The organism is Telluria sp. GW821-FHT07G12 (genome assembly GCF_059418525.1).
Map to the genome: position 1 here is coordinate 287,779 of NZ_JBWKQA010000002.1, position 21,550 is coordinate 309,328.

Here is a 21,550-nt window from a genome sequence, read left to right on the forward strand (position 1 = left end):
GACGGTCTATGCCCGCCGCATGGCCGGGCAGCACGATTGCACGCTTTAGGTTATAGTCCGGCCTGCCGAACCACCGCTTTTTAGACCGACAGTACATGGGTATTGACATCCGCCAGGCAACACCGAACGACGCGCCGGAAGCATGCGCGCTGCTGCGCCGCTCGATTGAAGAAGGCTGCGCGGCCGACCACGGCCAGCGTGCGGACATCCTCCAGGCCTGGCTGAGCAACAAGACGCTGCAGAACGTCAGCACCTGGTTTTCCTCGCCCAGCAATTACGCGGTGGTGGCCGTCAACGGCCAGCAGCTGGCCGGCATGGCGCTGCTGACCCAGGCCGGCAAGCTGGCCCTGTGCTATGTGATGCCGGGACAGCTCCGTCAGGGCATCGGCAGCGCCATGCTGCACGCCGTCGAGGCGCGCGCCCGCAGCTGGGATATCGCCAAGCTGCACATGCACAGCCCCGCATCGAGCAGCGGCTTCTTCGAACGCCTGGGCTATGTCAACGCCGGCAAGGACAAGGCCTGCTTCGGCCTCGAGTGCGATTTCCTGTGGAAGCAGCTGAATGCCGTCGAGCCGCCGGCGAGCAAGCGTTACTGCACCTGCAGCGGCAAGTAGTCGGCAACACCCATCAATTCCGCGATGTTGTGTGAAACATGCGGTAACACGCGCTCATCTTCTTTCCCGCAATCTATTGAGATATAGTACGCGGGTTCCAATGATGAGTTTGTTATGGCTTCCCGCAGAGATTTCCTTCACCACGGCTTGCGCCTCACCGCACTCGGCCTGGTCGCTACGCCGCTGATCGACGCCAATGCCGCAGCACGCGGCGCTTCCAGCCAGGCCGCGCAAGATACGCCCAACACCGACATCGCCCCGCCCCCCGACCTGTTCGACGCCCAGGTGGTCGACCTCGACTTCTGGGTCAAGCCGCGCACCCTGTCCGTGGTCCGTCCGGCCAGCGGCGAACGCACCAGGGTGCTGTACTGGAAGGACGGCGAGGTGATCGACTCGGCCTACCAGGAACTGTGCCACCTGCTGCGCGACGTCAACGGCAAGGCCAGCATGCCCATCGATCCCAAGCTGATCGAGACCCTGTGGGCGTCCCAGGCCTTCGTCGCGCGCTACGGCCTCGACAAGCCGCTCGAGATCCTGTCCGGCTACCGCACCCCGGATTCCAACAAGCGCCTGATCGAGCAGGGCATTCCGGCCGCGCGCCAGTCGCTGCACATGTCCGGCAAGGCGGCCGACGTCCGCATCGCCGGCCTGACCGAAGAAGTGCTGGGCGGCCTGGTGCGCAGCTTCCGCCAGGGCGGGGTCGGCTTCTATTACCGTTCCGGCCCGAAAGGCGGCTGGATCCACGCCGATACCGGCCTCAACCGCACCTGGAAGGGTTGAGTACCCCGCTGCGTTCCTGAGCGGATAGGCGGCGCGCGCCCGCGCGCATTTTTGCTATCTTGGCTTGCCTGTCAAACTTTCCGAAGGAGGACACGATGGCAACCATGAACGCACCCACCATGGAACGGCGGCACCTGCCCGAGCGGCGGGCGGCCGTGCGCGAAGGGCATACGGCGATGTCCGCGGTCGACTACATCGCCATGGCCCTCCTGATCATCGGCGGCCTGAACTGGGCGACGGTCGGCCTGTTCGACGTCGACGTGGTCGCCAGCCTGTTCGGCGCCGGCAGCCCGGCCAGCCGCCTGGTCTATGTGCTGGTCGGCATTTCGGCCCTGTACTCGATCTGGACGGCCAGCAAGATGGCCCGACACCGGACGCCGGGCTGAGTTGGCGCCCGACGCCTCGCGGCGGGCCATGCGGATCGGTCTGATCTCGGATACGCATGGCCTGCTGCGCCCCGAAGCCCTGGATTTCCTGGCCGGCAGCGACCACATCGTGCACGGCGGCGACATCGGCAATCCGGACATCCTCGAGCGCCTGGCCGCCATCGCGCCGCTGACCGTGGTGCGCGGGAATAACGATACCGCCGCCTGGGCGGGCACGATTCCCGTCACCGCGCGCATCGCGCCGGGCGGCGTGCCTGTGTATGTGATCCACGACCTCAAGGAACTCGAGCTCGACCCGCTTGCCGCCGGGCTGCGCGTGGTGGTGTCCGGGCATTCGCACAGGCCGGCCTGCACGGAGCGCGGCGGGGTGCTGTACGTGAACCCGGGCAGCGCCGGGCGCCGGCGCTTCAGCCTGCCGATCGCGGCCGGCGAACTCATCATCGAGGACGGGGAGGTCACGGCGCGCCTGGTGACGCTTGCATGAGCGCTTGCATGAGCGCTTACATGACAGCCCGCTTGCGCCGTCCGCCATCCATGGCTTAGCATACGCGACCTTGCCTTCCCACTATCACACCTCAAAACCCTCATGAGCCAAGATTCGACCAAGGACGGCGCCGAGCGCCCCCGTTTCCGCCCGGTGCCCTGGACCCCGCTGGAAACCCCGCAGGACGTCGAACTCTGGGTCGATGCGCACAACCGCACCATGCAGGAAATGATCGGGCCGCAGGAGACCGGGGTCGGCGTGCGCTTCACGCTGGCGCCGGGCGGCGACGTCTACCTGCAGACCACCGGCGACGCCGTGCTGCTCGACGTCGAACCGGACGCCGGCTGGATCACGCCCCTGATCATGGCCGCCACCGGCGCCGAGCAGCCCGCCGGCCAGGTCTGGGTGCTGCCGGAAGACAAGCTTGTGCAGCTGCTGCTAGGCTTGTCGACCCTGGTCGAGAGCACCTTGATCGTCACAGGCCACAATTTCAAGCATAGCCGCAGGCTATACTGACAGGCCGATAATTCCCTTTTCGCATCATCGCATTTCAGTTATAAATCACATTCTGCCGCTTGAATGGAGTGCGAAGGAATGCAAAAGGGTCTCCCGAATCGCTTACGCAGGGCCGTGATGGCCGCTACTGCGCTTGGCGCTGCTGCCGTGATTGCGCTGCCGGCCCACGCCGCCGACCTGCTGGATGCGGCCAAGGCACGCGGCACGCTGCGCATCGCCCTCGAGGGAACCTACCCGCCCTTCAACTTCAAGGATGCCAAGACCGGCCAGCTGACCGGCTACGACGTCGACGTCGCCCGCCTGGTGGCGGCAAAGCTGGGCCTGAAACCGGAGTTCGTGACCACCGAGTGGGCCTCGATCCTGGCCGGCCTGGGCGCCGGCAAGTACGACGTCATCATCAGCCAGGTCAACGTCACGCCCAAGCGCGAGCAGGCCTTCGATTTCTCCACCCCCTACACCTATTCGACCCCGCAGCTGATCGTGCGCCGCAACGAGCGCATCGACTACAAGAAGCTGGAGGATCTGAAGGGCAAGAAGGTCGGGGTCGGGCAGGGCAGCGTGTTCGAGCAGCAGGCCAAGGCCGTGCCGGGCGTCGAGGTGAAGAGCTATCCGGCGGCGCCGGAAAACCTGCAGGACCTGGCCTTCGGCCGCATCGACGCCGCCCTGAACGACAGCCTGATGGTGGGCTACCTGCTGAAGTCCTCGCAGCTGCCGATCCGCGCCGGCGCGCGCGTGGGCGCGGTCGAGCGCACCGCGGTCGCCTTCCAGAAGGGGAATCCGAAATTCCACGCCGCCGTCGACAAGGCGCTGCAGGAGGTCCGCGCCGACGGCAGCCTGAAAGCCGCGTCGGTGAAGTGGTTCGGCGTCGACGCCACCCGCGCGCCCTAAGCCTTCAATGGAATTCCAGGAACTGCTGGACTTGCTGCGCGAGTCCGCGCCGGTCATGCTGCGCGGCGCTGGCCTGACCCTGTCATTGGCGGTAGCGGCCATGCTCGGCGGCCTGCTGCTGGGCCTGCCGACTGCCCTGATGCGGGTCTCGCCCTGGGCGCTGCTACGCTGGCCCGCCGCGGTCTACGTCAGCGCCTTCCGCGGCACCCCGCTGCTGGTCCAGCTGTTCGTGGTCTACTACGGCCTGCCCAGCATCGGCATCGAGTTCACGCCGGTAACGGCGGGCGTGCTGACGCTGTCGCTGAACGCCGGTGCCTACCTGTCCGAAAGCCTGCGCGGCGCCATCCTGTCCATCGCGCAGGGCCAGTGGCGCGCCGCCTACAGCCTCGGCCTGGGCTGGGGCCAGACCCTGGGCCACGTGGTGCTGCCGCAGGCGCTGCGGGTGGCGGTGCCCTCGATGAGCAATACCCTGATCAGCCTCATCAAGGACACCTCGCTGGTGTCGGTCATCACCATGACCGAACTCATGCTTGTCACCAAAGAGTTGATCTCCGTCACATTCCGTCCATTGCCGCTCTACGTCGCAGCGGCCATCATCTACTGGATCCTGAGCCTGTTCTTCGAACGCCTGCAGCGCCAGGCCGAGCGTCGCCTCAATCGGGCTCATCAGCAACACTAGAACAATAGCGGATCGACAACGTCTTTGCGGCATGCTAGGCTTTTCTAAAAAGCAATAGAATCCGGGCAACTCAACCAAGCGAAGCGGGGTGAGATGGACATGGACGTGCAACAGCTCGACAGTGGCGTCAGCCCCGAGCGTCTGCGCCACGAGCAGGAACAGGCGCATTTCAACGAACTCTACCTGCTGGCCCCGGTCGGCTACTTCGTGGTTGCCTTCGACGGCCGCATCCTGCAGGCCAACGTCGCCGGGGCCCAGCTGATCGGCGTCCCGCGCGGCGCGGCCGGCGGACACCGCTTCCGCGACTTCGTGCGGCGCAGCTGGCGCGAAGAGTTCGACGCCTTCTTCGAATCCGCCATCAACAGCCGCGCCCCGCGCCGCCAGCGCTTCGAGATGACCTGCGCCGACCTTGGCGCGCCCGGCCCGGTGATGCTGCTGGCGAGCGCCGACGGCAGCGGCCAAGCCTGCCGCATCGTGGTCGAACCGGTCGACGGCAACCTGTCCGCGCTGGAACGCTCCGAGGAACGCTTCCGCCGCATCGTCCACTGCGCCGACGAAGGCATCTGGGAGATCGACGCTCTCGGCTTCATCACCTTCGTCAACCCGAAGATGGCGGCCCTGCTGGGCTGCGAGATCGAAGGCCTGCTCGAGCAGCCGCTGGTGCGCTTCATGGACGAGGAGGGCCGGGCGCGCTTCGAGGCCCACGACGTGCGCCGCCAGCATGCGCGCGGCGAGCGCGTGGAGCTCAAGTTCATCCGCTGCGACGGCAGCGAACTGTGGACCAGCGCCGCCACCACGCCCATCTTCGACGTCGCCGGCAACTACCTCGGCACCCTGGCCCTGGTCACCGACATCACGCGCCAGCGCGCCTCCGCCGAGCGGATCTGGCACCAGGCGAATTTCGACGAGCTGACCGGCCTGCCGAACCGCCACATGTTCCGCGACCGCCTGGCCCAGGAGATGCGCAAGGCCGACCGCGGCGCCACCTTCGTGGCCCTGCTGTTCATCGACCTCGATCACTTCAAGGAGGTCAACGACCGCCTCGGCCACGCCGTCGGCGACACCCTGCTGGCCGAGGCCGCGCGCCGCGTGAAGGCCTGCGTGCGCGCCACCGACACCCTGGCGCGCCTGGGCGGCGACGAATTCACCGTGATCCTGTCCGGGCTGGAGCGCGTCGGCAGCGTCGACCGCATCGCCCAGTCGATTGTCGATGCGCTCGCGCGGCCGTTCGACCTGGTGGGAGAGCTGGCCGAGATCTCGGCCTCGGTCGGCATCGCGCTGTATCCCGCCGACGCGCGCGAGCTGCCGGACCTGCTGTCGCACGCCGACCAGGCCATGTACGCATCCAAGAACGCCGGCCGCAACCGCTACAGCTACTTCACCCAGGACCTGCAGGAAGCGGCGCTGGCGCGCCAGGTGATCGCGCTTGAACTGCGCGAGGCAATCACCAGGCAGCAGTTCGAACTCCTGTACCAGCCCATCGTCTCGCTTGCCACCAACGCCGTGCACAAGGCCGAGGCCCTGCTGCGCTGGCGCCATCCGACCCGCGGGCTGCTGGCGCCGGCCCAGTTCATCCCGTTTGCGGAATCGAGCGGCATGATCGTCGAGATCGGCGACTGGGTGTTCCGCGAAGCCGCGCGCCAGGTCCAGTGCTGGCAGCGCAGCATCGGCCCCGATTTCCAGGTGAGCGTGAACAAGTCGCCGGTGCAGTTCCGGCGCGACGGCGGCCAGTACCAGGGCTGGCTCGACTACCTGCGCGAGATGGCGCTGCCGCCGCAGAGCATCGTGGTGGAGATCAGCGAAGGCGCGCTGCAGGGCGGCGCCGACGCGCTATTGGGGCGGCTGGCGCAATACCGCATGCTGGGGCTGCAGGTGGCGCTCGACCACTTCGGCACCGGCTACGCCTCGCTGGCGCATCTGAAGCGCTACGACATCGATTTCGTGAAGATCGACCCCTCGCTGGCGCAGACGCTGGACGGGGAGGGCGGGGAGCTGGCGCTGTACGAAGCGATCGTCGCGATGGCGCACAAGCTGGGATTGAAGGTGGTGGCGGAAGGGGTGGAGACGCCGGCCCAGCGCGCCATCCTGATCGACGCCGGATGCGATTACGCGCAGGGCTACATGTTCGGACATCCGATGACGGCGGCCGAGTTGGAAAGATTGGCGCTACGATGAAACGTGGGCACCCCGTGCCCACGTGCATTGCGCCGACCAAATTACATATTCGGGTAATTCGGCCCGCCGCCGCCTTCCGGCGTGACCCACACGATGTTCTGGGTCGGGTCCTTGATGTCGCAGGTCTTGCAGTGCACGCAGTTCTGCGCGTTGATCTGCAGGCGATCCTTGCCCTCGTCGGTCTTCACGAACTCGTACACGCCCGCCGGGCAGTAGCGCTGTTCCGGACCGGCGTACTTGGCCAGGTTGACTTCGACCGGTATCGCCGGGTTCTTCAGCGTCAGGTGCACCGGCTGGTCTTCCGCGTGATTCGTGTTCGAGATGAACACCGAGGACAGGCGGTCGAAAGTCAGCTTGCCGTCCGGTTTCGGATACACGATGGGCTTGAAGTCGGAGGCCGGCCGCAGGCATTCGTGGTCGGCGTGCTTGTGGTGCAGGGTCCAAGGCGCCTTGCCCTTGAACAGGATCTGGTCGATGCCGACCATGATCGTCCCCAGGTAGAGACCCTTGCTCATCCACGGCTTGAAGTTGCGCGCCACGTGCAGTTCCTCGTGCAGCCAGGACTGCTCGAAAGCGGCCGGGTAGCTAGCCAGTTCGTCGTGCTGGCGGCCTTCACCCAGCGCGGCAAAGGCGGCGTCGGCGGCCAGCATGCCGGTCTTGATCGCGGCGTGGCTGCCCTTGATGCGGCTGGTGTTCAGGAAGCCGGCGTCGCAGCCGATCAGGGCGCCGCCCGGGAACACGGTCTTCGGCAGCGACTGCAGGCCGCCCGCGGTGATCGCGCGCGCGCCGTAGGAGATGCGCTTGCCGCCTTCGAAGAACTTGCGGATTTCCGGGTGCGTCTTGTAGCGCTGGAATTCTTCGTAGGGCGACAGGTAAGGGTTCTGATAGGACAGGCCTACCACGAAGCCGACCGCGACCTGGTTGTTCTCCAGGTGGTACATGAAGGAGCCGCCGTAGGTGTCGTTGTCGAGCGGCCAGCCGGCGGTGTGGATCACCAGGCCGGGCTTGTGCATCGCCGGGTCGATCTCCCACAGTTCCTTGATGCCGATGCCGTAGGTCTGCGGATCCTTGCCTTTGTTCAGGTCGTACTTCGCCATCAGCTGCTTGCCCAGGTGGCCGCGCGAGCCTTCGGCGAACATCGTGTACTTGGCATGCAGTTCCATGCCCAGCTGGAACGCGTCGGTCGGTTCGCCATGGCGGTTCACGCCCATGTTGCCGGTGGCGACACCCTTGACCGAGCCGTCGTCGTTGTACAGCACTTCGGCGGCCGGGAAGCCCGGGAAGATTTCGACGCCCAGCGCTTCGGCCTGCTGACCCAGCCAGCGCACCACGTTCGCCAGCGAAATCACGTAGTTGCCGTGATTGGTCAGGGCCTTCGGCACCATGAAGCTGGGGGTGGCGGTCGCCTTTGTCTCGGTCAGGAACAGCACGCGGTCTTCAGTGACGGCCGTGTTCAGCGGTGCGCCGAGTTCTTTCCAGTTCGGGAAGAGTTCGTCCAGCGCGCGCGGATCCATGACCGCGCCCGACAGGATGTGCGCGCCCAGCTCACCGCCCTTTTCGAGCACGCAGACCGAGACTTCGCGGCCCTGTTCCGAGGCCAGCTGCTTCAGGCGGATCGCCGCCGACAGACCGGCAGGGCCGCCGCCGACGATCACGACGTCGTATTCCATCGCTTCGCGCGGACCGTATTGTTCGATGAGGGAGTTGGGCTGAGTCATGTTTTATAGGTGTTAGAAAAATTTAAGCACGAGTGTGCACTTTTTTGCTCATGATTGCAACGCAGCGCGCTATTGTAGGGCAGATATTAGATGCGGCAATCTAATCGCGGCGAAATGGGTGAAGTATGTAATCATTATGAGGTCGCAACAGAATATAGTTCGGTGAGACTGAGGACAGGAGCGAAAACGTGGGCATAGAAGTCAATTTCGAAGGCAAGATCGCAATGGTGACCGGCGCGTCCAGCGGATTGGGCGCGCGCTTCGCGAAGGCCCTGGCCGGGGCTGGGGCGCAAGTGGTGCTGGCTTCGCGCCGCATCGAGCGCCTGAAGGAACTGCGCGCGGAGATCGAGGCGGACGGTGGCGCCGCCCACGTGGTGGCGCTGGACGTCACCGACCTCGCCAGCATCAAGGCGGCAATCGCCCACGCCGAGACCGAGGCGGGCCCGATCGACATCCTCGTCAACAACTCGGGCGTGTCGACCACCCAGCGCCTGCTGGACGTCACCGAGGAAGACTACAACTACATCATGGACACCAATCTGCGCGGCGCCTTCTTCATGGCCCAGCAGTGCGCCAAGCGCATGATCCAGCGCGCGAAAGGCGATCCGAAAAAACAGCACCGCATCGTCAACATCGCCTCGGTGGCGGGCTTGCGCGTGCTGCCGCAGATCGGCGTCTACTGCATGAGCAAGGCCGGCGTGGTGCAGATGACCAAGGCCATGGCGGTGGAGTGGGGTCGCTACGGCATCAACGTCAACGCCATCTGCCCCGGCTACATCGCCACCGAGATGAACGAGGACTACTTCGACTCCGAGCAGGGCAAGAAGCTGATCGAGATGCTGCCGCGCCGCCGCATCGGCAAGCCGGAAGACCTCGACGGCCTGCTCCTGCTGCTGGCGGCCGAGGAAGCCCACTTCATCAACGGCACCATCATCACGGCCGACGATGGCATGACGGCGCAATGACGGCGCTGGTCATCGTCCACGGCCTGCTCGGTTCCGGCAGCTATTACGAACCGCAGCATTACCTGGCCGGCCTGGACGTGCGCACGCCCGACCTGCTCGGCTATGGCGCGAACCGCAGCGTGGACGTCGGCATCGACCTGCACGCGCAGGCCGACGAGGTCGCGCGCGTGCTGCGCGAGGAAGTCGGCGAGCCGGCCTGGCTGCTCGGCCACAGCGTCGGCGGCGCCGTCATGATGCTGGCGGCGGAGCAGGCGCCGGAACTGGTGCGCGGCTTGATCAGCGTGGAGGGCAATTTCACGCTCAAGGACGCATTCTGGTGCTCGCGCATCGCGCCCATGCCGGAGGCCGACTGGGCCGACGAATACGGTGCCATGGAAGACGACCCGGCGGCTTGGCTGGAGAGAATAGGCATCGAGGCCAGCGACGAGCGCATCGCCATGACGCGCGAGGTCCTGGAAAATCAGCCTTACTCGACCATCCAGGCGATGGCGCGCTCGGTGCTCGAGGTGACCGGCTCGCCTTCGTATCTGGAGGGCGTGCGCCGCGTGCTCGGCACCGGGGTGCCGCTCTACCTGCTGGGCGGCGAGCTGTCGGCGGCCGGCTGGGACATCCCCGAATGGGTGCTGGCGCTGGCCTCGCAGAGCCTGGTGCAGCCGAAGGCCGGACACATGATGATGCTGGAGGATCCGGCGGCCTTCTGCGGCATCGTCGACTTTATCGTACGGGGGCAAGGAGACCTGCACCGCGCCGGCTGAGGCACTACAATGCCTGTTTTTTCAAAAGAAGCAGGCAACAATGAACGACGCAACGAACAACCGCAAGCTGATGCACACCATGCGCCAGGCCATCCGCTGGGGCGACATGGACGTGCTGGGCCACGTCAACAACACGATCTATTTCCGCTACATGGAAACCGGCCGGATCGCCTTCCTGGAAGACCTGAACGGCAAGTTCGACGCCAAGGGCGAGGGCCCGGTGATCGTCACCGCCTACTGCACCTTCATCAAGCAGCTCAAGTACCCGGGCGAGATCGAAGTCCGCACCTATGCCGGCGCGCCGGGACGCTCGAGCTTCGAAGTCACGCACGAGATCAGCCTGGTGGACGAGGATGGCAAGGCCGACACCGTGTATGCCCACGGTGGAGGCAAGGTGGTGTGGATCGATTTCCAGGCCGAGAAATCGGTGGCGCTGCCGGATCGGATCAGGAGCCAGCTGCCGGCCGTCGAGGCTTGAGACAATTCGAGGATTTTCAGGCTGCCCGGCTCGGGTAGGATGGCGTGTCAAAACAAACCGGGACGACACCGATGATGAAATCCGCCTTGCTTGCCGCGATCCTGCTCGGCGCCGGCCCTTTGGCCGCCGCGGAGGCCAACCTGCTCCTGGGCCACGTCCAGCGCCTGACCCTGGAACCGTCGGGCACCCCGAACTGCCCACCCATCTGCCCGGCGTTGATAACGGAAAATGCCGACGGTTCGCGGAGCGTATGCATCTCCCGCAACGGCGCCTGCGAGATCATGGAGTTCAAGGTCGACCAGCCGCTTGTCGGTGAATCCGCCGTGACGCGGCAATTCAAGGCGCGCAGTGGCGAATTCGGACCCTACTTCGCGGCGGCCAGCGGGCCGGTCGTCGTCGTCGAAGAATCGGGCAGGATAGGCTGGGCGGCCGTCATCGAACGCGACGGCAAGCAGTTCGTCGATCCCAAGCGCTTGTGGAAGTTCAGGGGCGTGCCGGCGTCAAGCCCGGGCGACGCCGAACTGGTAGAACTGGACGAAGTGCTCGCGCGCCTGGGCGTGCGGCGCTAGGGGGAGCGGCCATGCAAGCGACGCTGCATCGGCGGATCGGGCCGGTTTTTCTTTTTCTTGCCTTGATGGTTTTCGGCACGGCGAAGGCGATACCGCCGCCACCCGATCATGTGGAACTCACCAGTGCCGAAATGAAGAGCAGGAAAATTGCTTTCAAAATTCACAGGTATAAGGAATCGTCGATCGAACTGCGTTTCCCCAAGCGATTGCTTGTGAAGGATTCCTGGCTTGTGCCTTACTACACCCATCTCGTTGTCAAGAACAAGGCTGGAGATACCATTGCCAGCACGACGAACCAGGTGTTGGACAACGAAAATCCGTCCATCTCCGGCGCATATGATCACGCGATTTCGGATTTATCCGTGTCGATCACGTACGGATGCCCACAAGCACGTAGCAGCAGCTGCCACGGCGCCACGACATTCGCGATGTCCTCGGTTTCCCGGTTTTTCGATACCAACCCCGACGCCGTGAACCTGCCGCTCAAATGCAGGAAGGTCGCGAATGCCCCTCTTGACATGTACGACTGCACCGAACGTGATTGAAGGCGCGCTGGTCAGCGCGCCACACCCACCAGCTTGTGCACCAGCTCGGAAGAAGTCGACGCCGAAAACTTCTTCATCAGCTTGGCCCGGTGCATCTCCACCGTGCGCGGCGACAAGTCGGTCTCGCGCGCGATCACCTTGCTGGTCTTGCCCTCGACCAGCAGGGCGGCGATCTCGCGTTCGCGCGGGGTCAGCGCGGCCGTCACCGGGCGCTTCTCGCTGACATCCTCGAAGGTCCAGATGCCGGCGCCCAGCGGTTCTTTCGGATCGATTGCCCGGCCCGTCACGTGGCACCAGAACAGTTCGCCGTTGGCGCGGCGCATGATGCGCTCGTCCGAATAGCGGCCCTTGGCGTTCATGATGGGGACGATGCGGTCGCCGGTGCGCAGGAACTCGTCCTCGGTCGGGTACAGCACCTCGAAGGATTTGCCGTTCAGGTGGGCGCAGTCGTAGCCGAACATGTCGGCCAGCGTGTGGTTGCAGGCCTGGATGATCCGATTGACCGAGATGCACATGCCGACCGGCGCATGCTGGAAAATCATCTCGTAATCGATGGCGTATGATGCTGTCGTCTGAGGCAAGCTTACTTCTCCACTTCTTTGTCTCCGCGGTCCGGGCGGGCCGGTAGTTCTACGGTATTGTGCTTTGCAGGGCGCTATTTTATTCTCGAATTCTACTCTGCTGTACAGATCACTTACTAAAGGGACGGGTATGAATAAAGTTTATCCAGATGCGCGGTCCGCGCTCGAGGGCGTCGTCCAGGACGGCCAGACCATCGCCGTGGGCGGCTTCGGCCTGTGCGGCATTCCGGAGGCGCTGATCCTGGCGCTGCGCGATTCCGGCGTCAAGAACCTGACCGCCATCTCGAACAATGCCGGCGTCGACGATTTCGGTCTCGGCCAGCTGCTGACCACGCGCCAGATCAAGAAGATGGTCGCGTCCTACGTCGGCGAAAACAAGGAGTTCGCGCGCCAGTACCTGGCAGGCGAGCTCGAGCTCGAATTCACGCCGCAGGGCACGCTGGCCGAGAAGCTGCGCGCCGGCGGCGCCGGCATCCCGGCCTTCTTCACCAAGACCGGCTACGGCACCATCGTCGCCGAGGGCAAGGAGACCCGCGAGTTCGACGGTGAAATGTACGTGATGGAACGCGCGTTGAATCCCGACGTCGCCCTGGTCAAGGCCTGGAAGGCCGACCGCGCCGGCAACCTGGTGTTCCGCAAGACTTCGCGCAACTTTAACCCGAACGTCGCCACCGCCGGCAAGGTCTGCATCGTCGAAGTGGAACAACTGGTCGAGACCGGCGAGATCGATCCGGACCAGGTGCACCTGCCCAGCATCTTCGTGCACCGCATCGTTCACAACCCGACGCCGGAAAAGCGCATCGAACAGCGCACCGTGCGCGCAAGCTAAGACCAGGAGAATCGAACATGGCATGGACTCGTGATGAAATGGCCGCGCGCGCGGCAAAGGAACTGCAGGACGGCTTCTACGTGAACCTGGGCATCGGCTTGCCGACCCTGGTGGCGAACTACGTCCCCAAGGACGTGGAAGTGTTCCTGCAGTCGGAAAACGGCTTGCTGGGCATCGGCCCCTTCCCGACGGACGCGGAAGTCGACGCCGACCTGATCAATGCCGGCAAGCAGACCGTGACGGCGCTGCCGGGCGCAGCGTACTTCAGCTCGGCCGATTCCTTCGGCATGATCCGCGGCGGCAAGATCAACCTGGCAATCCTGGGCGCGATGCAGGTCTCGGAAAAGGGTGACCTGGCCAACTGGATGATCCCGGGCAAAATGGTCAAGGGCATGGGCGGGGCGATGGACCTGGTGGCCGGCGTCAAGCGCGTGGTGGTGCTGATGGAACACGTCGCCACCGCCAAGGACGGCTCGACCAGCCACAAGATCCTCAAGAAGTGCGACCTGCCGCTGACCGGCGTGGGCGTGGTCGACCGCATCATCACCGACATGGGCGTGATCGACGTCACCGATACCGGCCTCAAGCTGGTGGAGCTGGCGCCGGGCGTGACCAAGGAGCAAGTAGTCGAGGCGACGACGGCGGAGCTGGACGTCTCCGCAGTCTAAGCAGGCGCTATCGGAGAAAAGCCGCCTCGATGGCGGCTTTTTTCATTCCAGAGTCCAGACGTACTGGACAGGTTGCATGCTCCTGACGGGCACGCCGTCTTCGCGTGCGGGACGGAAGCTGCACAAGGCCAGGGCGCCGCGCGCAGCCTCGTCCAGGCCGGCGTGGCCGCTCGACTTCTTGACGAATGCGTCCAGCACCGTGCCTTGCTCGTCGAGCATGAAGCCGAGCGTGACCGTGCCCGTATGCCCCGCGGCGAGGTCGTCCTTCGGGTAGTTCGGCTTGCGGCAGCTCGAGAAATTCACGACTGCCGGGCTGTGGTTCTTCTGTTTTGCGGCTGTGCTACGGTCGGCATGCACCATCGGCGCATGCGCGCTGGCGGCGCATACCACGGCCAGGCCCAGTACCGGGATCGCCGCCTTCCAGTTCAGCGCCTGGACGTCCGGGCGCAGCAGGCGGCGGATGCGGCCCATCAGGTCGCCGCCATTCGCGGCCTGGGCCAGGTGGTGGCTGGAAAACTGCAGCTTTTCCAACTCCGACAGCGCCAGCGCCAGGCGGCGCGGCTCGCCCAGGTGGTAGGCGGCGAAGTCGTCGGCGATCTGTTCGCGCTCGGCGCGGATGCGGCGCGACAGCCACCACACGGCCGGGTGGTAGAACAATAAAGTCTCGATCACGTTCTGCAGCAGGTTGACGAGGTAGTCGTGGCGCCGCACGTGGCCGAGTTCATGGGCCAGCAGGGCCTCGAGCAACTGCGGCGGCATGCCGGCGACCAGGCTGGCCGGCACCAGCACCACCGGGCGCCACCAGCCGGCCGTGATCGGACTGGCCAGGCCGTCGACGACACGCAGCCGCACTTCGCGGCCGAGACCGCAACGTTCGGCCAGGCGCGACAGGCGCTCCTGCCAGGCAGGATCGATGGCCTGGATGCGCGCAGCGCGGCCGATCCACAGCAGGCCGACCGCCATGCGCAGGGTCAGCGCACCGGCGCAGCCCGCCCACAGGGCGACGATCCAGCCCAGGTTCCGGCCGAGCCAGGGCAGCAGCCCGGCCGCATCCGGCGCGGCCGCGATGGCGCCGGCGCCGCCACCGAGCAACTTGCCGCCGCCCATGCCCGGCCCGGCCTGCAGCAGCAACGCGAGGTCGACCGCAGGCCACGCCAGGCAGAGCAGCAGGCCCAGGCAGGCCACCGCATACCGCGTTTCGGGTCGCGCATTGCGTAGAAGCGTGAGGACCACGGCCACGGCGCAGCCGAGCAGGGCGCCTTGCCAGACGAAATGGACCAGGGTCCAGCCGATGGCGCCAATCAGGGCCGGGGCGCTCATTGCTTGTCCTCGCCCTTCAGCAGCTCTTCGATTTCCTCTCTTTCCTTCTTCGAGATACCGGATTTGAGTGCAGCCAGCACCAGCGCCTTGGCCGAGCCAGAGAAGGCGCGCTGCATCAGGTCCTTCAGCAGATTGGTTTGCAGCGATTCCTGGGCCTGGGCCGGCGCATACACGTGAGACCGTTCGCTCTCGTCGCGGATCAGCAAACCCTTGGCATGCATGATCTGCATCAGGCGCAGCACGGTGGCGTAAGTCACGTCCGGGCGGGTCTTCAGGATCTCGTCGTGTACCTGGCGCGCGGTGCCGGAGCCTAGCGGCCACAGCACCTGCAGCAGGTCGAGTTCAGCCGGGGTCGGCTTGGATGGGGCAGGGGACTTGGCCATGGTGGATTCTCTTAAAGCGGACGGGTCGCCCGCGTAGACTATCCCTTCTAGATTGGACTGTCTACAAAAATATTTGTCGAAACGCTATTGCCGGACGGAGCATAACCGGCATAGCATAGACAGCATTGTCTACTTCTTCGAGGATGCCGATGGATCTGCGAAACATGCGCCTGGCATGGCGCCTGCTGGCCCGCGAGCCCGTTTATTCCGCCGTTGCCGTGCTTGGTTTGGCGGTGGCGCTGGCCGCCTGCTTCCTGCTGTTCGGGCTGGTCCGCTACGCCTGGACCTACAACGACGCCATCGCCGCCGCCGACGAGATCTACGTCGTCAAGGAGCGCCGCAACCTCTTCCCGCGCGCGAGCTGGGGCGCGAGCGGGCCGGCGCCGCTGGCGGGCAGGGCGGTCGCCGCCGGGCTGGCGAGCACGGCGACCAGCGCCAGGTCGCAACTGGTCGGCGCACGGGTCCAGCAGCGTTTCGTGCAGCTCAAGGTGTCCGTGGCCGACGCGAATTACCTGTCCTTCTTCGGCCTGCGCGCGATTGCCGGTGATGCCGACGCCGCGCTGGGCCGCCCCGACGCCCTGGTGCTGAGCCGCAGCGAAGCCGAGCGCCTGTTCGGTACGCCCGATGCGCTCGGCAAGGTGCTGACGATTGCAGGCAGCCCCTTCGTCGTGCGCGCCATCGTCGCCGAACCGCCGGCAAACACCAGCCCGGCCTTCGGCGCCTTGCTCGGCAAGGGCGTGCATAGCTGGGATCCGCCGCCCAAGTCCAATCAGGACGCCTGGTTCCGGCGCCACAGCCTCTACCTGCGGCCGGCGCCGGGCGTCACGGCCGCGCAACTGCAGGCGGCGCTGGAACACATGGTGGCCGCCGAGCGCGACGCCAGCTTGCCGGTATCGCTTCGAGAGGGCCGGCCCAAGCCCTTGACGAGTGTCGGCGTGACGCCGCTGTCCAGGATCTATTTCGACCAGGACATGGCGGCCAGCGGTAACGCGTCGGACAACGGCAACCCGGCGGCAATCGCTGGCCTGGCCCTGCTGGGCGTGCTGATCCTGGTGCTGGCGGCCACGAATTACGTGAACCTGGCGGCGGTGCGCACCGTCGCGCGCCGGCGCGAGATTGCGGTGCGCAAGACGCTCGGCATCTCCGGCGCTGGCCTGGCCGGCCAGTTCGCGGCCGAGGCGCTGCTGGTGGGCGCCGGCTCGACCCTGCTTGGCGGGCTGCTGGCCTGGCTGAGCATGCCCCTGTTTTCCGAGCTGGTCGGGGTGCCGCTGGCCGCCGCCTTCGGGCCCGGGGCCTGGGCCCTCATGGCCGCGATCGGCATCGGGACCGGCTTGCTGTCCGGTCTGTATCCGGCCTGGCTGGCGGCCCGCGTGCCGGCCAGCGTGGCCCTCGGCGGGCGTGACGGCGAGACCGTCGAAGGCGTGCGCCTGCGCCGCATCCTGACGGTGGCGCAGTTCGCGGCCGCGATCGGGCTGGTGGCCGCCAGCCTGTCCGTATGGTGGCAGGCGCACTATGCCAGCCAGGCTGACCCTGGCTTCGATCCATCGTCGCAGCTGGTGCTGGAACTGCCTGGCCAGCGCGGCGCGGACACGGGCAGCGCGGCGCACGCCTTCCAGGCCGAACTGGCGCGCCTGCCCACGGTCGAGGGCGTGACCGCGATGTCGGAAGCGATCGGCCGCGACGAGGTCACGATCACCCTTTCCGTCAGCATGCGCGACGGCAGCACCCTGCCGATCGAAGGCAAGAAGGTCGGCGCCAACTTCTTCCAGGTGTTCGGCCTGCGCCCGCTGGCCGGCCGGCTGTTTTCGCGCGAGGGCGAAGAGGGCGTGGTGCTGAATGCGCGCGCCGCCTACGCGCTTGGCTTCGCCACGCCGGAAGCGGCGGTCGGCCAGATCGTCGACAAGAAGAGGCGCGTGATCGGCATCGCGCCTGACCTGCGCTTCACCACCTTGCGCGAGAAACCCGGGCCGATCATGTATCTGCAGAATGAGAACGGCGGCGTGCTGACCGTGCGCGTGCGCGGCGCGCTGCCGGAGGCGCGCGCCGCCATCGAGACGCTGTGGGTGCGCCACTTCCCCAACGATGCACCGAATATCGAGAGCGCGTCTGCCGTCTTCGCCAGCAATTACGCCGACGATCTGCGCCAGGCCAGGCTGCTGGCCCTTGCCGCCGTGGTGGCGACGGCGCTGGCCTGCTTCGGCATCTACGTATTGTCGAGCTACACGATCCGCCGCCGCGCCCGCGAATTCGTACTGCGCAAGCTGCATGGGGCCACGCCGCGCCACATCGGCCTGCTGGTGCTGCGCGAATGGCTGGCGCTGCTGGCCGTCGGCGCACTGCTGGCGCTGGGGCCGGCCTGGCTGTGGACCGAGCGCTACCTCGCCGGCTTCGTCGAACGCGCGCCGTTGGGCTGGTGGCCGCTGGTGCTGGCCTGTGCCGGCGTCGGCGCGGTCGCCCTGGCCGGCTGTGTGCGCCAGGCGGTGGCGGCGATGCGGGTCTCGCCGGCGCTGGCCCTGCGCGATCAATGATTTCTTAACGATGGAGTGTCCATGCTTAAACTGAAGCCTTTCCTGCCCATCCTTGTCGCGAGTTTCCTGGCTGCCGGTGCGCTGGCCTTGCCGATCACCCCCGCCGTGGCCTCGACCATTCCCGACTATCCTTTCGTGCACGTGGTCGGCACTTCCTTCCGGGTCGAAATGCCGGACATCGCCGCGCTCGACTTCCAGATCATCGCGGCGGACGCCGATCCGGCCGCCGCACGTGCCGTGATCGAAGCCAGGGTGGCCGAGATCCGCGCCCTGATGCAGGAACTGAGCGTCGATCCGGAGGACATGGTGGTGAGCGATGTGCGCCAGGGCGTGCGCAAGGAACATGCGCCGAACGGCGCCGCGGTGTACGAATTGAGCGCCGCCGTGAAGATCAACGTGCGCAATGTCGCCAACTGGGCGCGCCTGGCGGGCGGCGTGCTGGGCAAGCCGAATGTGGACAGCTTTGCCGCGGACTTCGATCTCAACACGATGGACAAGGCCAACGACGAACTCGTGGCCGAGGCGATCGTGGACGCGCGCCGCCGGGCCGAAGTGATGGCTACTGCTTCCGGGCGCCGCCTCGGTCCGGCCATGGCGATGACGACCGATGCGCTCAAGAAGCTCGGCACGCGCCTGGGCCTGGAGCGCGAAGAGTTCAAGGCGCCGCGTGCCGGCCGCCGCACCGGGAATCAGCGCGCGGACGAGATCGACCGGGACACCTTCCTGACGGTGCAGGCGCTCAAGCTCGGCCAGTCGGTGGACGTCGTCTACCGTCTCGAGAACGGTCCGGCCGCGAAGGCGCCGGCGGCCAGGCGGCCATGACCGGTCCGGCGCGCGCTTGAGGCGGCTCAGGCGCGCGCCGCGACCCAAATCCGCCATGCCCGGTCCAAGTACTATCACCCCGGACCGAGGCCATGGCTTCCAACGCAGACACCGTCGACGATCCCGACTCACCCGGCCCGCGGCGTCCCTTCGCCGCCGAGCTGTGGGAAGTCACGAAGCATTACCGCTGGCGCATCGGCGCCTCGGTGCTGCTGCTGATCGTCGCCAAGATCGCCACGGTGGCGGTGCCGCTGGTGCTCAAGCGCATCATCGACGCCTTTTCCCAGCCTTCGCTGCCGGCGCGCCTGCCCATCTACCTGCTGGCCGGGTATGCCTTGCTGCGCTTCGCCTCGACCCTGTTCAACGAATGGCGCGACCTGCTGTTCGCGCGCGTGACGCTCAGTACGGTCTCCAGCTTCGCGCAAAAGACCTTCGCCCACCTGCATGCGCTTGGGCCGCGCTTTCACGCCCGGCGCCAGGTCGGCAGTCTGCTGCCGGACATCGACCGCGGCACCAACGGCATCGCCTTCCTGCTGGGTGTCGGGCTATTCACCATCGTCCCGACCCTGGTCGAGATCGGCCTCGTGCTGGCCATCATGCTGCGCCGCTACCATCCCGCGTTTTCCGCGATCATCGTCGCCACCTTCTTCGCCTACGCCGGCTTCACCCTGGTGTTCACCGCCAGGCGGACCATTTACCAGCGGCGCGTGAACAAGCTGGACTCGCGCGCCAAGGGCCAGCTGGCGGACAGCCTGATCAATGCCGACACCGTCAAGTACTTCAGCAACGAGGCCTACGAGGGCCGCAAGTTTTCAAGCATCATGGACCACTGGCTGCTGGCCGGGATCGGCAACCAGCGTGCCCTGTTCACCCTGCACGTGGGGCAGAGCTTCGTGATCGCTATCGGCGTCGCCGCCATCATGCTGTTCGCCGGCAAGGCCGTGATGGACCACCGCATGAGCGTGGGCGACCTGGTGCTGATCAATGCCTACGCGCTGCAGGTCTGCCTGCCGCTGAACGCCCTCGGCTTCGTCTACCGCGAGGCGCGCGACGCCCGCGTCAATGCCGAGCGCCTGTTCGACCTGCTGCGCGAGTGCCCGGAAATACCCGATCCGCCCGATGCGCCGGTCCTGCATCCCGGCGCCGGCGAGGTCGTGTTCGAACACGTCAGCTTTCATTACGATCCCGAGCGGCCAGTGCTGTTTGACGTCAGCTTCCGCATCCCGCCCGGCACCACCCTGGCGGTGGTCGGGCGCAGCGGTTCCGGCAAGTCGACCCTGGCGCGGCTGCTGCTGCGGCTGTACGACCCGAATTCGGGCCGCGTGATGATCGACGGCCAGGACATCCGCCACCGCAGCCCCTCCAGCGTGCGCCGCGCGATCGGCGTGGTGCCCCAGGACGCGGCGCTGTTCAATGACACGATCGGCAACAACATCGCCTATGCGCGCATCAGCGCCGGCAGGGAAGAGGTGGTGGCGGCGGCCAGGGCCGCGCAGCTGGACGAATTGATCTCGGCCCTGCCGGAGGGTTACGACAGCCCGGTGGGCGAGCGCGGCGTGATGTTTTCGGGCGGCGAGAGGCAGCGCATCGGCATCGCCCGCGCCATTTTGAAGAATCCGCCCATCCTGATCTTCGACGAGGCCACCTCGGCGCTCGATTCGGTGTCCGAGCACGCGATCACGCAGGAACTGGAAAGGCTGGCGCGCAACCGCACCACCCTGATCATCGCGCACCGGCTGTCGACCATCGTGAATGCCGACGCCATCATCGTCATGGAAAACGGCCGCATCGTCGAGCGCGGCACCCATGCGGAGCTGCTGGCGCAGGAGGGCGCCTACGCGCAGTTGTGGTTACTGCAACAACAGGCGGCGCAGGCGCCGTGAGCGCTCAGCCTTCCAGCTTGGCCAGCTTGCCTAAACACCGCCGCTGGAAGTTGTCCAGGCCCTCCGTCACCAGGCTGTCGTCTTCGCCCACCACCCCGGCGTCGATCAGCATGCGCAGCTTGGCGATGCGGTCGCCCTGGGCCAAGGCTTCGGCCAGGTGGTCCGCACCCGGGTTGCCGGCGTGGGCGATGGCCTGCGTGACTTCCGCCGGGAAGTTCCAGTGCGCCGCGATGGCGGAGGACAGCTGGCGGCTGCTGGACAGCAGGCGGGCGCCGAAGGCACTGGAGCCCGGTATGCGGCCGTCGCTGCAGACGCGGTCGGCCAGGCGGAAGGCCACCACCAGGCCGACGTTCTGCATCAGGCCGGCCAGGTAGGCCTCGAACACGCCGGTGCTCAGGCCCGGCGCCATCAGGCTGGCGGCGAGGGCGCAGCTGACCGACTGGTTCCAGACCTGGGGCGCGGCCTCGCGCGCGAAGCCGTTGGCCTGCATATTGATGAGGGGACGGAAGGCGATGCGCGCCAGCAGCATGCGCAAGCCGTTCTGGCCGAGCATCATGATGGCCGCCTCGACGTTTTTTACCGGGGCGATAGGGCGGTAGTACGCGCTGTTGGCTTCGCGGATGACTTCCGCCACCAGCACCACGTCCTGCGCGACCTGGCGTGCCAGCTCGGGCACGGAAGCGTCGTCGTCGCTCAGGCTGGCCAGCAGTTTGGGAATCGCTTCGGGCACGCGCGGCACCAGGCCGGCCGCTTCGCCGGGCTGCAGGCCGATGATCCGGACTTCGTCGAGGATGCGGGTTTCCACCTCGTCGGGCGCGTCGTAGCCGCGCGCCGCCGTCAGCCAGCGGTAATAGGTGGCCTCGATTTCGGCCGTGACGTCGGCGGCCTGTTCCTCGGCTGTGGCGGCCGGGACGGCAGCGGTGGCGGGTGCGTTGTCCGATCCGCCACGCAAGCGATTGATCCAATTCTTCATAGGATGGATTC

General features: G+C 66.3%; 23 protein-coding genes. 18 read left to right on the forward strand and 5 right to left on the reverse strand.

All coding sequences use genetic code 11. From position 1 onward, the window contains the following. Window positions 1-95 precede the first annotated feature (95 nt). From AC07PE_RS09545 to AC07PE_RS09580, 8 genes are all read left to right on the forward strand, one after another. The gene (locus AC07PE_RS09545) at window positions 96-614 is read left to right on the forward strand and encodes a GNAT family N-acetyltransferase (protein ID WP_498763576.1); all 519 of its coding nucleotides are present in this window, start codon (window positions 96-98) and stop codon (window positions 612-614) included. Window positions 615-728: 114 nt separating this feature from the next. Continuing rightward, the gene (locus AC07PE_RS09550) at window positions 729-1,394 is read left to right on the forward strand and encodes a YcbK family protein (protein ID WP_498763578.1); all 666 of its coding nucleotides are present in this window, start codon (window positions 729-731) and stop codon (window positions 1,392-1,394) included. A 95-nt stretch (window positions 1,395-1,489) separates the two neighbouring features. Beyond that, on the forward strand, window positions 1,490-1,780 hold the full coding sequence (locus AC07PE_RS09555) for a DUF378 domain-containing protein (protein WP_498763580.1): 291 nt from the start codon (window positions 1,490-1,492) through the stop codon (window positions 1,778-1,780). A 28-nt stretch (window positions 1,781-1,808) separates the two neighbouring features. Continuing rightward, the gene (locus AC07PE_RS09560) at window positions 1,809-2,264 is read left to right on the forward strand and encodes a metallophosphoesterase family protein (protein ID WP_498763583.1); all 456 of its coding nucleotides are present in this window, start codon (window positions 1,809-1,811) and stop codon (window positions 2,262-2,264) included. A 102-nt stretch (window positions 2,265-2,366) separates the two neighbouring features. Continuing rightward, window positions 2,367-2,780 carry a hypothetical protein gene (locus AC07PE_RS09565; protein ID WP_498763585.1) on the forward strand — a complete coding sequence of 138 codons (414 nt, stop codon included), beginning with the start codon at window positions 2,367-2,369 and terminating at the stop codon, window positions 2,778-2,780. Window positions 2,781-2,858: 78 nt separating this feature from the next. Further along, window positions 2,859-3,668 carry a transporter substrate-binding domain-containing protein gene (locus tag AC07PE_RS09570; RefSeq protein ID WP_498763587.1) on the forward strand — a complete coding sequence of 270 codons (810 nt, stop codon included), beginning with the start codon at window positions 2,859-2,861 and terminating at the stop codon, window positions 3,666-3,668. 7 nt (window positions 3,669-3,675) lie between these two features. Next, entirely contained in the window at window positions 3,676-4,347 is a 672-nt protein-coding gene (locus AC07PE_RS09575) for an amino acid ABC transporter permease (protein WP_498763589.1), read from the forward strand. Between the two features lie 99 nt (window positions 4,348-4,446). Continuing rightward, window positions 4,447-6,522 carry a putative bifunctional diguanylate cyclase/phosphodiesterase gene (locus AC07PE_RS09580; protein WP_498763591.1) on the forward strand — a complete coding sequence of 692 codons (2,076 nt, stop codon included), beginning with the start codon at window positions 4,447-4,449 and terminating at the stop codon, window positions 6,520-6,522. 41 nt (window positions 6,523-6,563) lie between these two features. Here the strand turns inward: AC07PE_RS09580 and AC07PE_RS09585 are convergent, their stop codons facing one another. Continuing rightward, on the reverse strand, window positions 6,564-8,240 hold the full coding sequence (locus AC07PE_RS09585) for an electron transfer flavoprotein-ubiquinone oxidoreductase (protein WP_498763593.1): 1,677 nt from the start codon (window positions 8,238-8,240) through the stop codon (window positions 6,564-6,566). Between the two features lie 188 nt (window positions 8,241-8,428). Between AC07PE_RS09585 and AC07PE_RS09590 the strand changes: the two genes are divergently transcribed. The 5 genes from AC07PE_RS09590 (at window position 8,429) to AC07PE_RS09610 (ending at window position 11,552) form a co-directional block, all read left to right on the forward strand. Beyond that, complete coding sequence (locus AC07PE_RS09590; RefSeq protein ID WP_498763595.1) at window positions 8,429-9,205, forward strand: SDR family oxidoreductase; 777 nt, start codon at window positions 8,429-8,431, stop codon at window positions 9,203-9,205. Next, window positions 9,202-9,960, forward strand: a complete 759-nt coding sequence (locus AC07PE_RS09595; protein ID WP_498763597.1) for an alpha/beta fold hydrolase — start codon at window positions 9,202-9,204, stop codon at window positions 9,958-9,960. Before AC07PE_RS09590 ends, AC07PE_RS09595 begins: the two co-directional genes overlap by 4 nt. Before the next feature lie 40 nt (window positions 9,961-10,000). After that, window positions 10,001-10,438: an acyl-CoA thioesterase gene (locus AC07PE_RS09600; protein ID WP_498763599.1), complete on the forward strand. Its 438-nt coding sequence runs from the start codon at window positions 10,001-10,003 to the stop codon at window positions 10,436-10,438. A gap of 71 nt (window positions 10,439-10,509) precedes the next feature. Continuing rightward, complete coding sequence (locus AC07PE_RS09605) at window positions 10,510-11,007, forward strand: hypothetical protein (RefSeq protein WP_498763601.1); 498 nt, start codon at window positions 10,510-10,512, stop codon at window positions 11,005-11,007. 11 nt (window positions 11,008-11,018) lie between these two features. After that, a complete protein-coding gene (locus AC07PE_RS09610) occupies window positions 11,019-11,552 on the forward strand; it encodes a hypothetical protein (RefSeq protein WP_498763603.1) in 534 nt (177 codons plus the stop codon). An 11-nt stretch (window positions 11,553-11,563) separates the two neighbouring features. On the opposite strand, the gene AC07PE_RS09615 is transcribed toward AC07PE_RS09610, so the two are convergent. Then, window positions 11,564-12,094, reverse strand: a complete 531-nt coding sequence (locus AC07PE_RS09615) for a LuxR C-terminal-related transcriptional regulator (protein WP_498763605.1) — start codon at window positions 12,092-12,094, stop codon at window positions 11,564-11,566. A 169-nt stretch (window positions 12,095-12,263) separates the two neighbouring features. Between AC07PE_RS09615 and AC07PE_RS09620 the strand changes: the two genes are divergently transcribed. Further along, window positions 12,264-12,962 carry a CoA transferase subunit A gene (locus AC07PE_RS09620; RefSeq protein ID WP_498763606.1) on the forward strand — a complete coding sequence of 233 codons (699 nt, stop codon included), beginning with the start codon at window positions 12,264-12,266 and terminating at the stop codon, window positions 12,960-12,962. 17 nt (window positions 12,963-12,979) lie between these two features. Further along, the gene (locus AC07PE_RS09625; RefSeq protein WP_498763607.1) at window positions 12,980-13,630 is read left to right on the forward strand and encodes a CoA transferase subunit B; all 651 of its coding nucleotides are present in this window, start codon (window positions 12,980-12,982) and stop codon (window positions 13,628-13,630) included. A 42-nt stretch (window positions 13,631-13,672) separates the two neighbouring features. Here AC07PE_RS09625 and AC07PE_RS09630 read toward each other — a convergent pair whose 3' ends face one another. Beyond that, window positions 13,673-14,950, reverse strand: coding sequence for a TonB family protein (locus AC07PE_RS09630; RefSeq protein WP_498763608.1), 1,278 nt, complete (start codon window positions 14,948-14,950; stop codon window positions 13,673-13,675). Further along, window positions 14,947-15,333, reverse strand: a complete 387-nt coding sequence (locus AC07PE_RS09635; RefSeq protein WP_498763609.1) for a BlaI/MecI/CopY family transcriptional regulator — start codon at window positions 15,331-15,333, stop codon at window positions 14,947-14,949. Before AC07PE_RS09635 ends, AC07PE_RS09630 begins: the two co-directional genes overlap by 4 nt. A 149-nt stretch (window positions 15,334-15,482) precedes the next feature. On the opposite strand from AC07PE_RS09635, the gene AC07PE_RS09640 reads away from it, so the two are divergent. The 3 genes from AC07PE_RS09640 to AC07PE_RS09650 all read left to right on the forward strand — a co-directional run bounded on the left by AC07PE_RS09640 (window position 15,483) and on the right by AC07PE_RS09650 (window position 20,566). Next, window positions 15,483-17,861, forward strand: coding sequence for an ABC transporter permease (locus AC07PE_RS09640; protein WP_498763610.1), 2,379 nt, complete (start codon window positions 15,483-15,485; stop codon window positions 17,859-17,861). A gap of 21 nt (window positions 17,862-17,882) precedes the next feature. Then, window positions 17,883-18,683: an SIMPL domain-containing protein gene (locus tag AC07PE_RS09645; protein ID WP_498763611.1), complete on the forward strand. Its 801-nt coding sequence runs from the start codon at window positions 17,883-17,885 to the stop codon at window positions 18,681-18,683. Between the two features lie 92 nt (window positions 18,684-18,775). Next, the gene (locus AC07PE_RS09650) at window positions 18,776-20,566 is read left to right on the forward strand and encodes an ABCB family ABC transporter ATP-binding protein/permease (protein ID WP_498763613.1); all 1,791 of its coding nucleotides are present in this window, start codon (window positions 18,776-18,778) and stop codon (window positions 20,564-20,566) included. Between the two features lie 4 nt (window positions 20,567-20,570). Here the strand turns inward: AC07PE_RS09650 and AC07PE_RS09655 are convergent, their stop codons facing one another. Continuing rightward, on the reverse strand, window positions 20,571-21,539 hold the full coding sequence (locus AC07PE_RS09655) for an HDOD domain-containing protein (protein ID WP_498763615.1): 969 nt from the start codon (window positions 21,537-21,539) through the stop codon (window positions 20,571-20,573). Window positions 21,540-21,550: the final 11 nt, after the last annotated feature.

Bases quoted from the DNA above. Each gene is read 5' to 3' on its own strand.
- AC07PE_RS09560 (WP_498763583.1), top strand. From the start codon at position 1,809: ATGCGGATCGGTCTGATCTCGGATACGCATGGCCTGCTGCGCCCCGAA.
- AC07PE_RS09640 (WP_498763610.1), top strand. From the start codon at position 15,483: ATGGATCTGCGAAACATGCGCCTGGCATGGCGCCTGCTGGCCCGCGAG.
- AC07PE_RS09585 (WP_498763593.1), bottom strand. From the start codon at position 8,240: ATGACTCAGCCCAACTCCCTCATCGAACAATACGGTCCGCGCGAAGCG.
- AC07PE_RS09545 (WP_498763576.1), top strand. From the start codon at position 96: ATGGGTATTGACATCCGCCAGGCAACACCGAACGACGCGCCGGAAGCA.
- AC07PE_RS09610 (WP_498763603.1), top strand. From the start codon at position 11,019: ATGCAAGCGACGCTGCATCGGCGGATCGGGCCGGTTTTTCTTTTTCTT.
- AC07PE_RS09550 (WP_498763578.1), top strand. From the start codon at position 729: ATGGCTTCCCGCAGAGATTTCCTTCACCACGGCTTGCGCCTCACCGCA.
- AC07PE_RS09575 (WP_498763589.1), top strand. From the start codon at position 3,676: ATGGAATTCCAGGAACTGCTGGACTTGCTGCGCGAGTCCGCGCCGGTC.
- AC07PE_RS09645 (WP_498763611.1), top strand. From the start codon at position 17,883: ATGCTTAAACTGAAGCCTTTCCTGCCCATCCTTGTCGCGAGTTTCCTG.
- AC07PE_RS09635 (WP_498763609.1), bottom strand. From the start codon at position 15,333: ATGGCCAAGTCCCCTGCCCCATCCAAGCCGACCCCGGCTGAACTCGAC.
- AC07PE_RS09625 (WP_498763607.1), top strand. From the start codon at position 12,980: ATGGCATGGACTCGTGATGAAATGGCCGCGCGCGCGGCAAAGGAACTG.
- AC07PE_RS09570 (WP_498763587.1), top strand. From the start codon at position 2,859: ATGCAAAAGGGTCTCCCGAATCGCTTACGCAGGGCCGTGATGGCCGCT.
- AC07PE_RS09595 (WP_498763597.1), top strand. From the start codon at position 9,202: ATGACGGCGCTGGTCATCGTCCACGGCCTGCTCGGTTCCGGCAGCTAT.
- AC07PE_RS09605 (WP_498763601.1), top strand. From the start codon at position 10,510: ATGATGAAATCCGCCTTGCTTGCCGCGATCCTGCTCGGCGCCGGCCCT.
- AC07PE_RS09630 (WP_498763608.1), bottom strand. From the start codon at position 14,950: ATGAGCGCCCCGGCCCTGATTGGCGCCATCGGCTGGACCCTGGTCCAT.
- AC07PE_RS09565 (WP_498763585.1), top strand. From the start codon at position 2,367: ATGAGCCAAGATTCGACCAAGGACGGCGCCGAGCGCCCCCGTTTCCGC.
- AC07PE_RS09555 (WP_498763580.1), top strand. From the start codon at position 1,490: ATGGCAACCATGAACGCACCCACCATGGAACGGCGGCACCTGCCCGAG.
- AC07PE_RS09650 (WP_498763613.1), top strand. From the start codon at position 18,776: ATGGCTTCCAACGCAGACACCGTCGACGATCCCGACTCACCCGGCCCG.
- AC07PE_RS09600 (WP_498763599.1), top strand. From the start codon at position 10,001: ATGAACGACGCAACGAACAACCGCAAGCTGATGCACACCATGCGCCAG.
- AC07PE_RS09615 (WP_498763605.1), bottom strand. From the start codon at position 12,094: ATGATTTTCCAGCATGCGCCGGTCGGCATGTGCATCTCGGTCAATCGG.
- AC07PE_RS09620 (WP_498763606.1), top strand. From the start codon at position 12,264: ATGAATAAAGTTTATCCAGATGCGCGGTCCGCGCTCGAGGGCGTCGTC.
- AC07PE_RS09655 (WP_498763615.1), bottom strand. From the start codon at position 21,539: ATGAAGAATTGGATCAATCGCTTGCGTGGCGGATCGGACAACGCACCC.
- AC07PE_RS09580 (WP_498763591.1), top strand. From the start codon at position 4,447: ATGGACGTGCAACAGCTCGACAGTGGCGTCAGCCCCGAGCGTCTGCGC.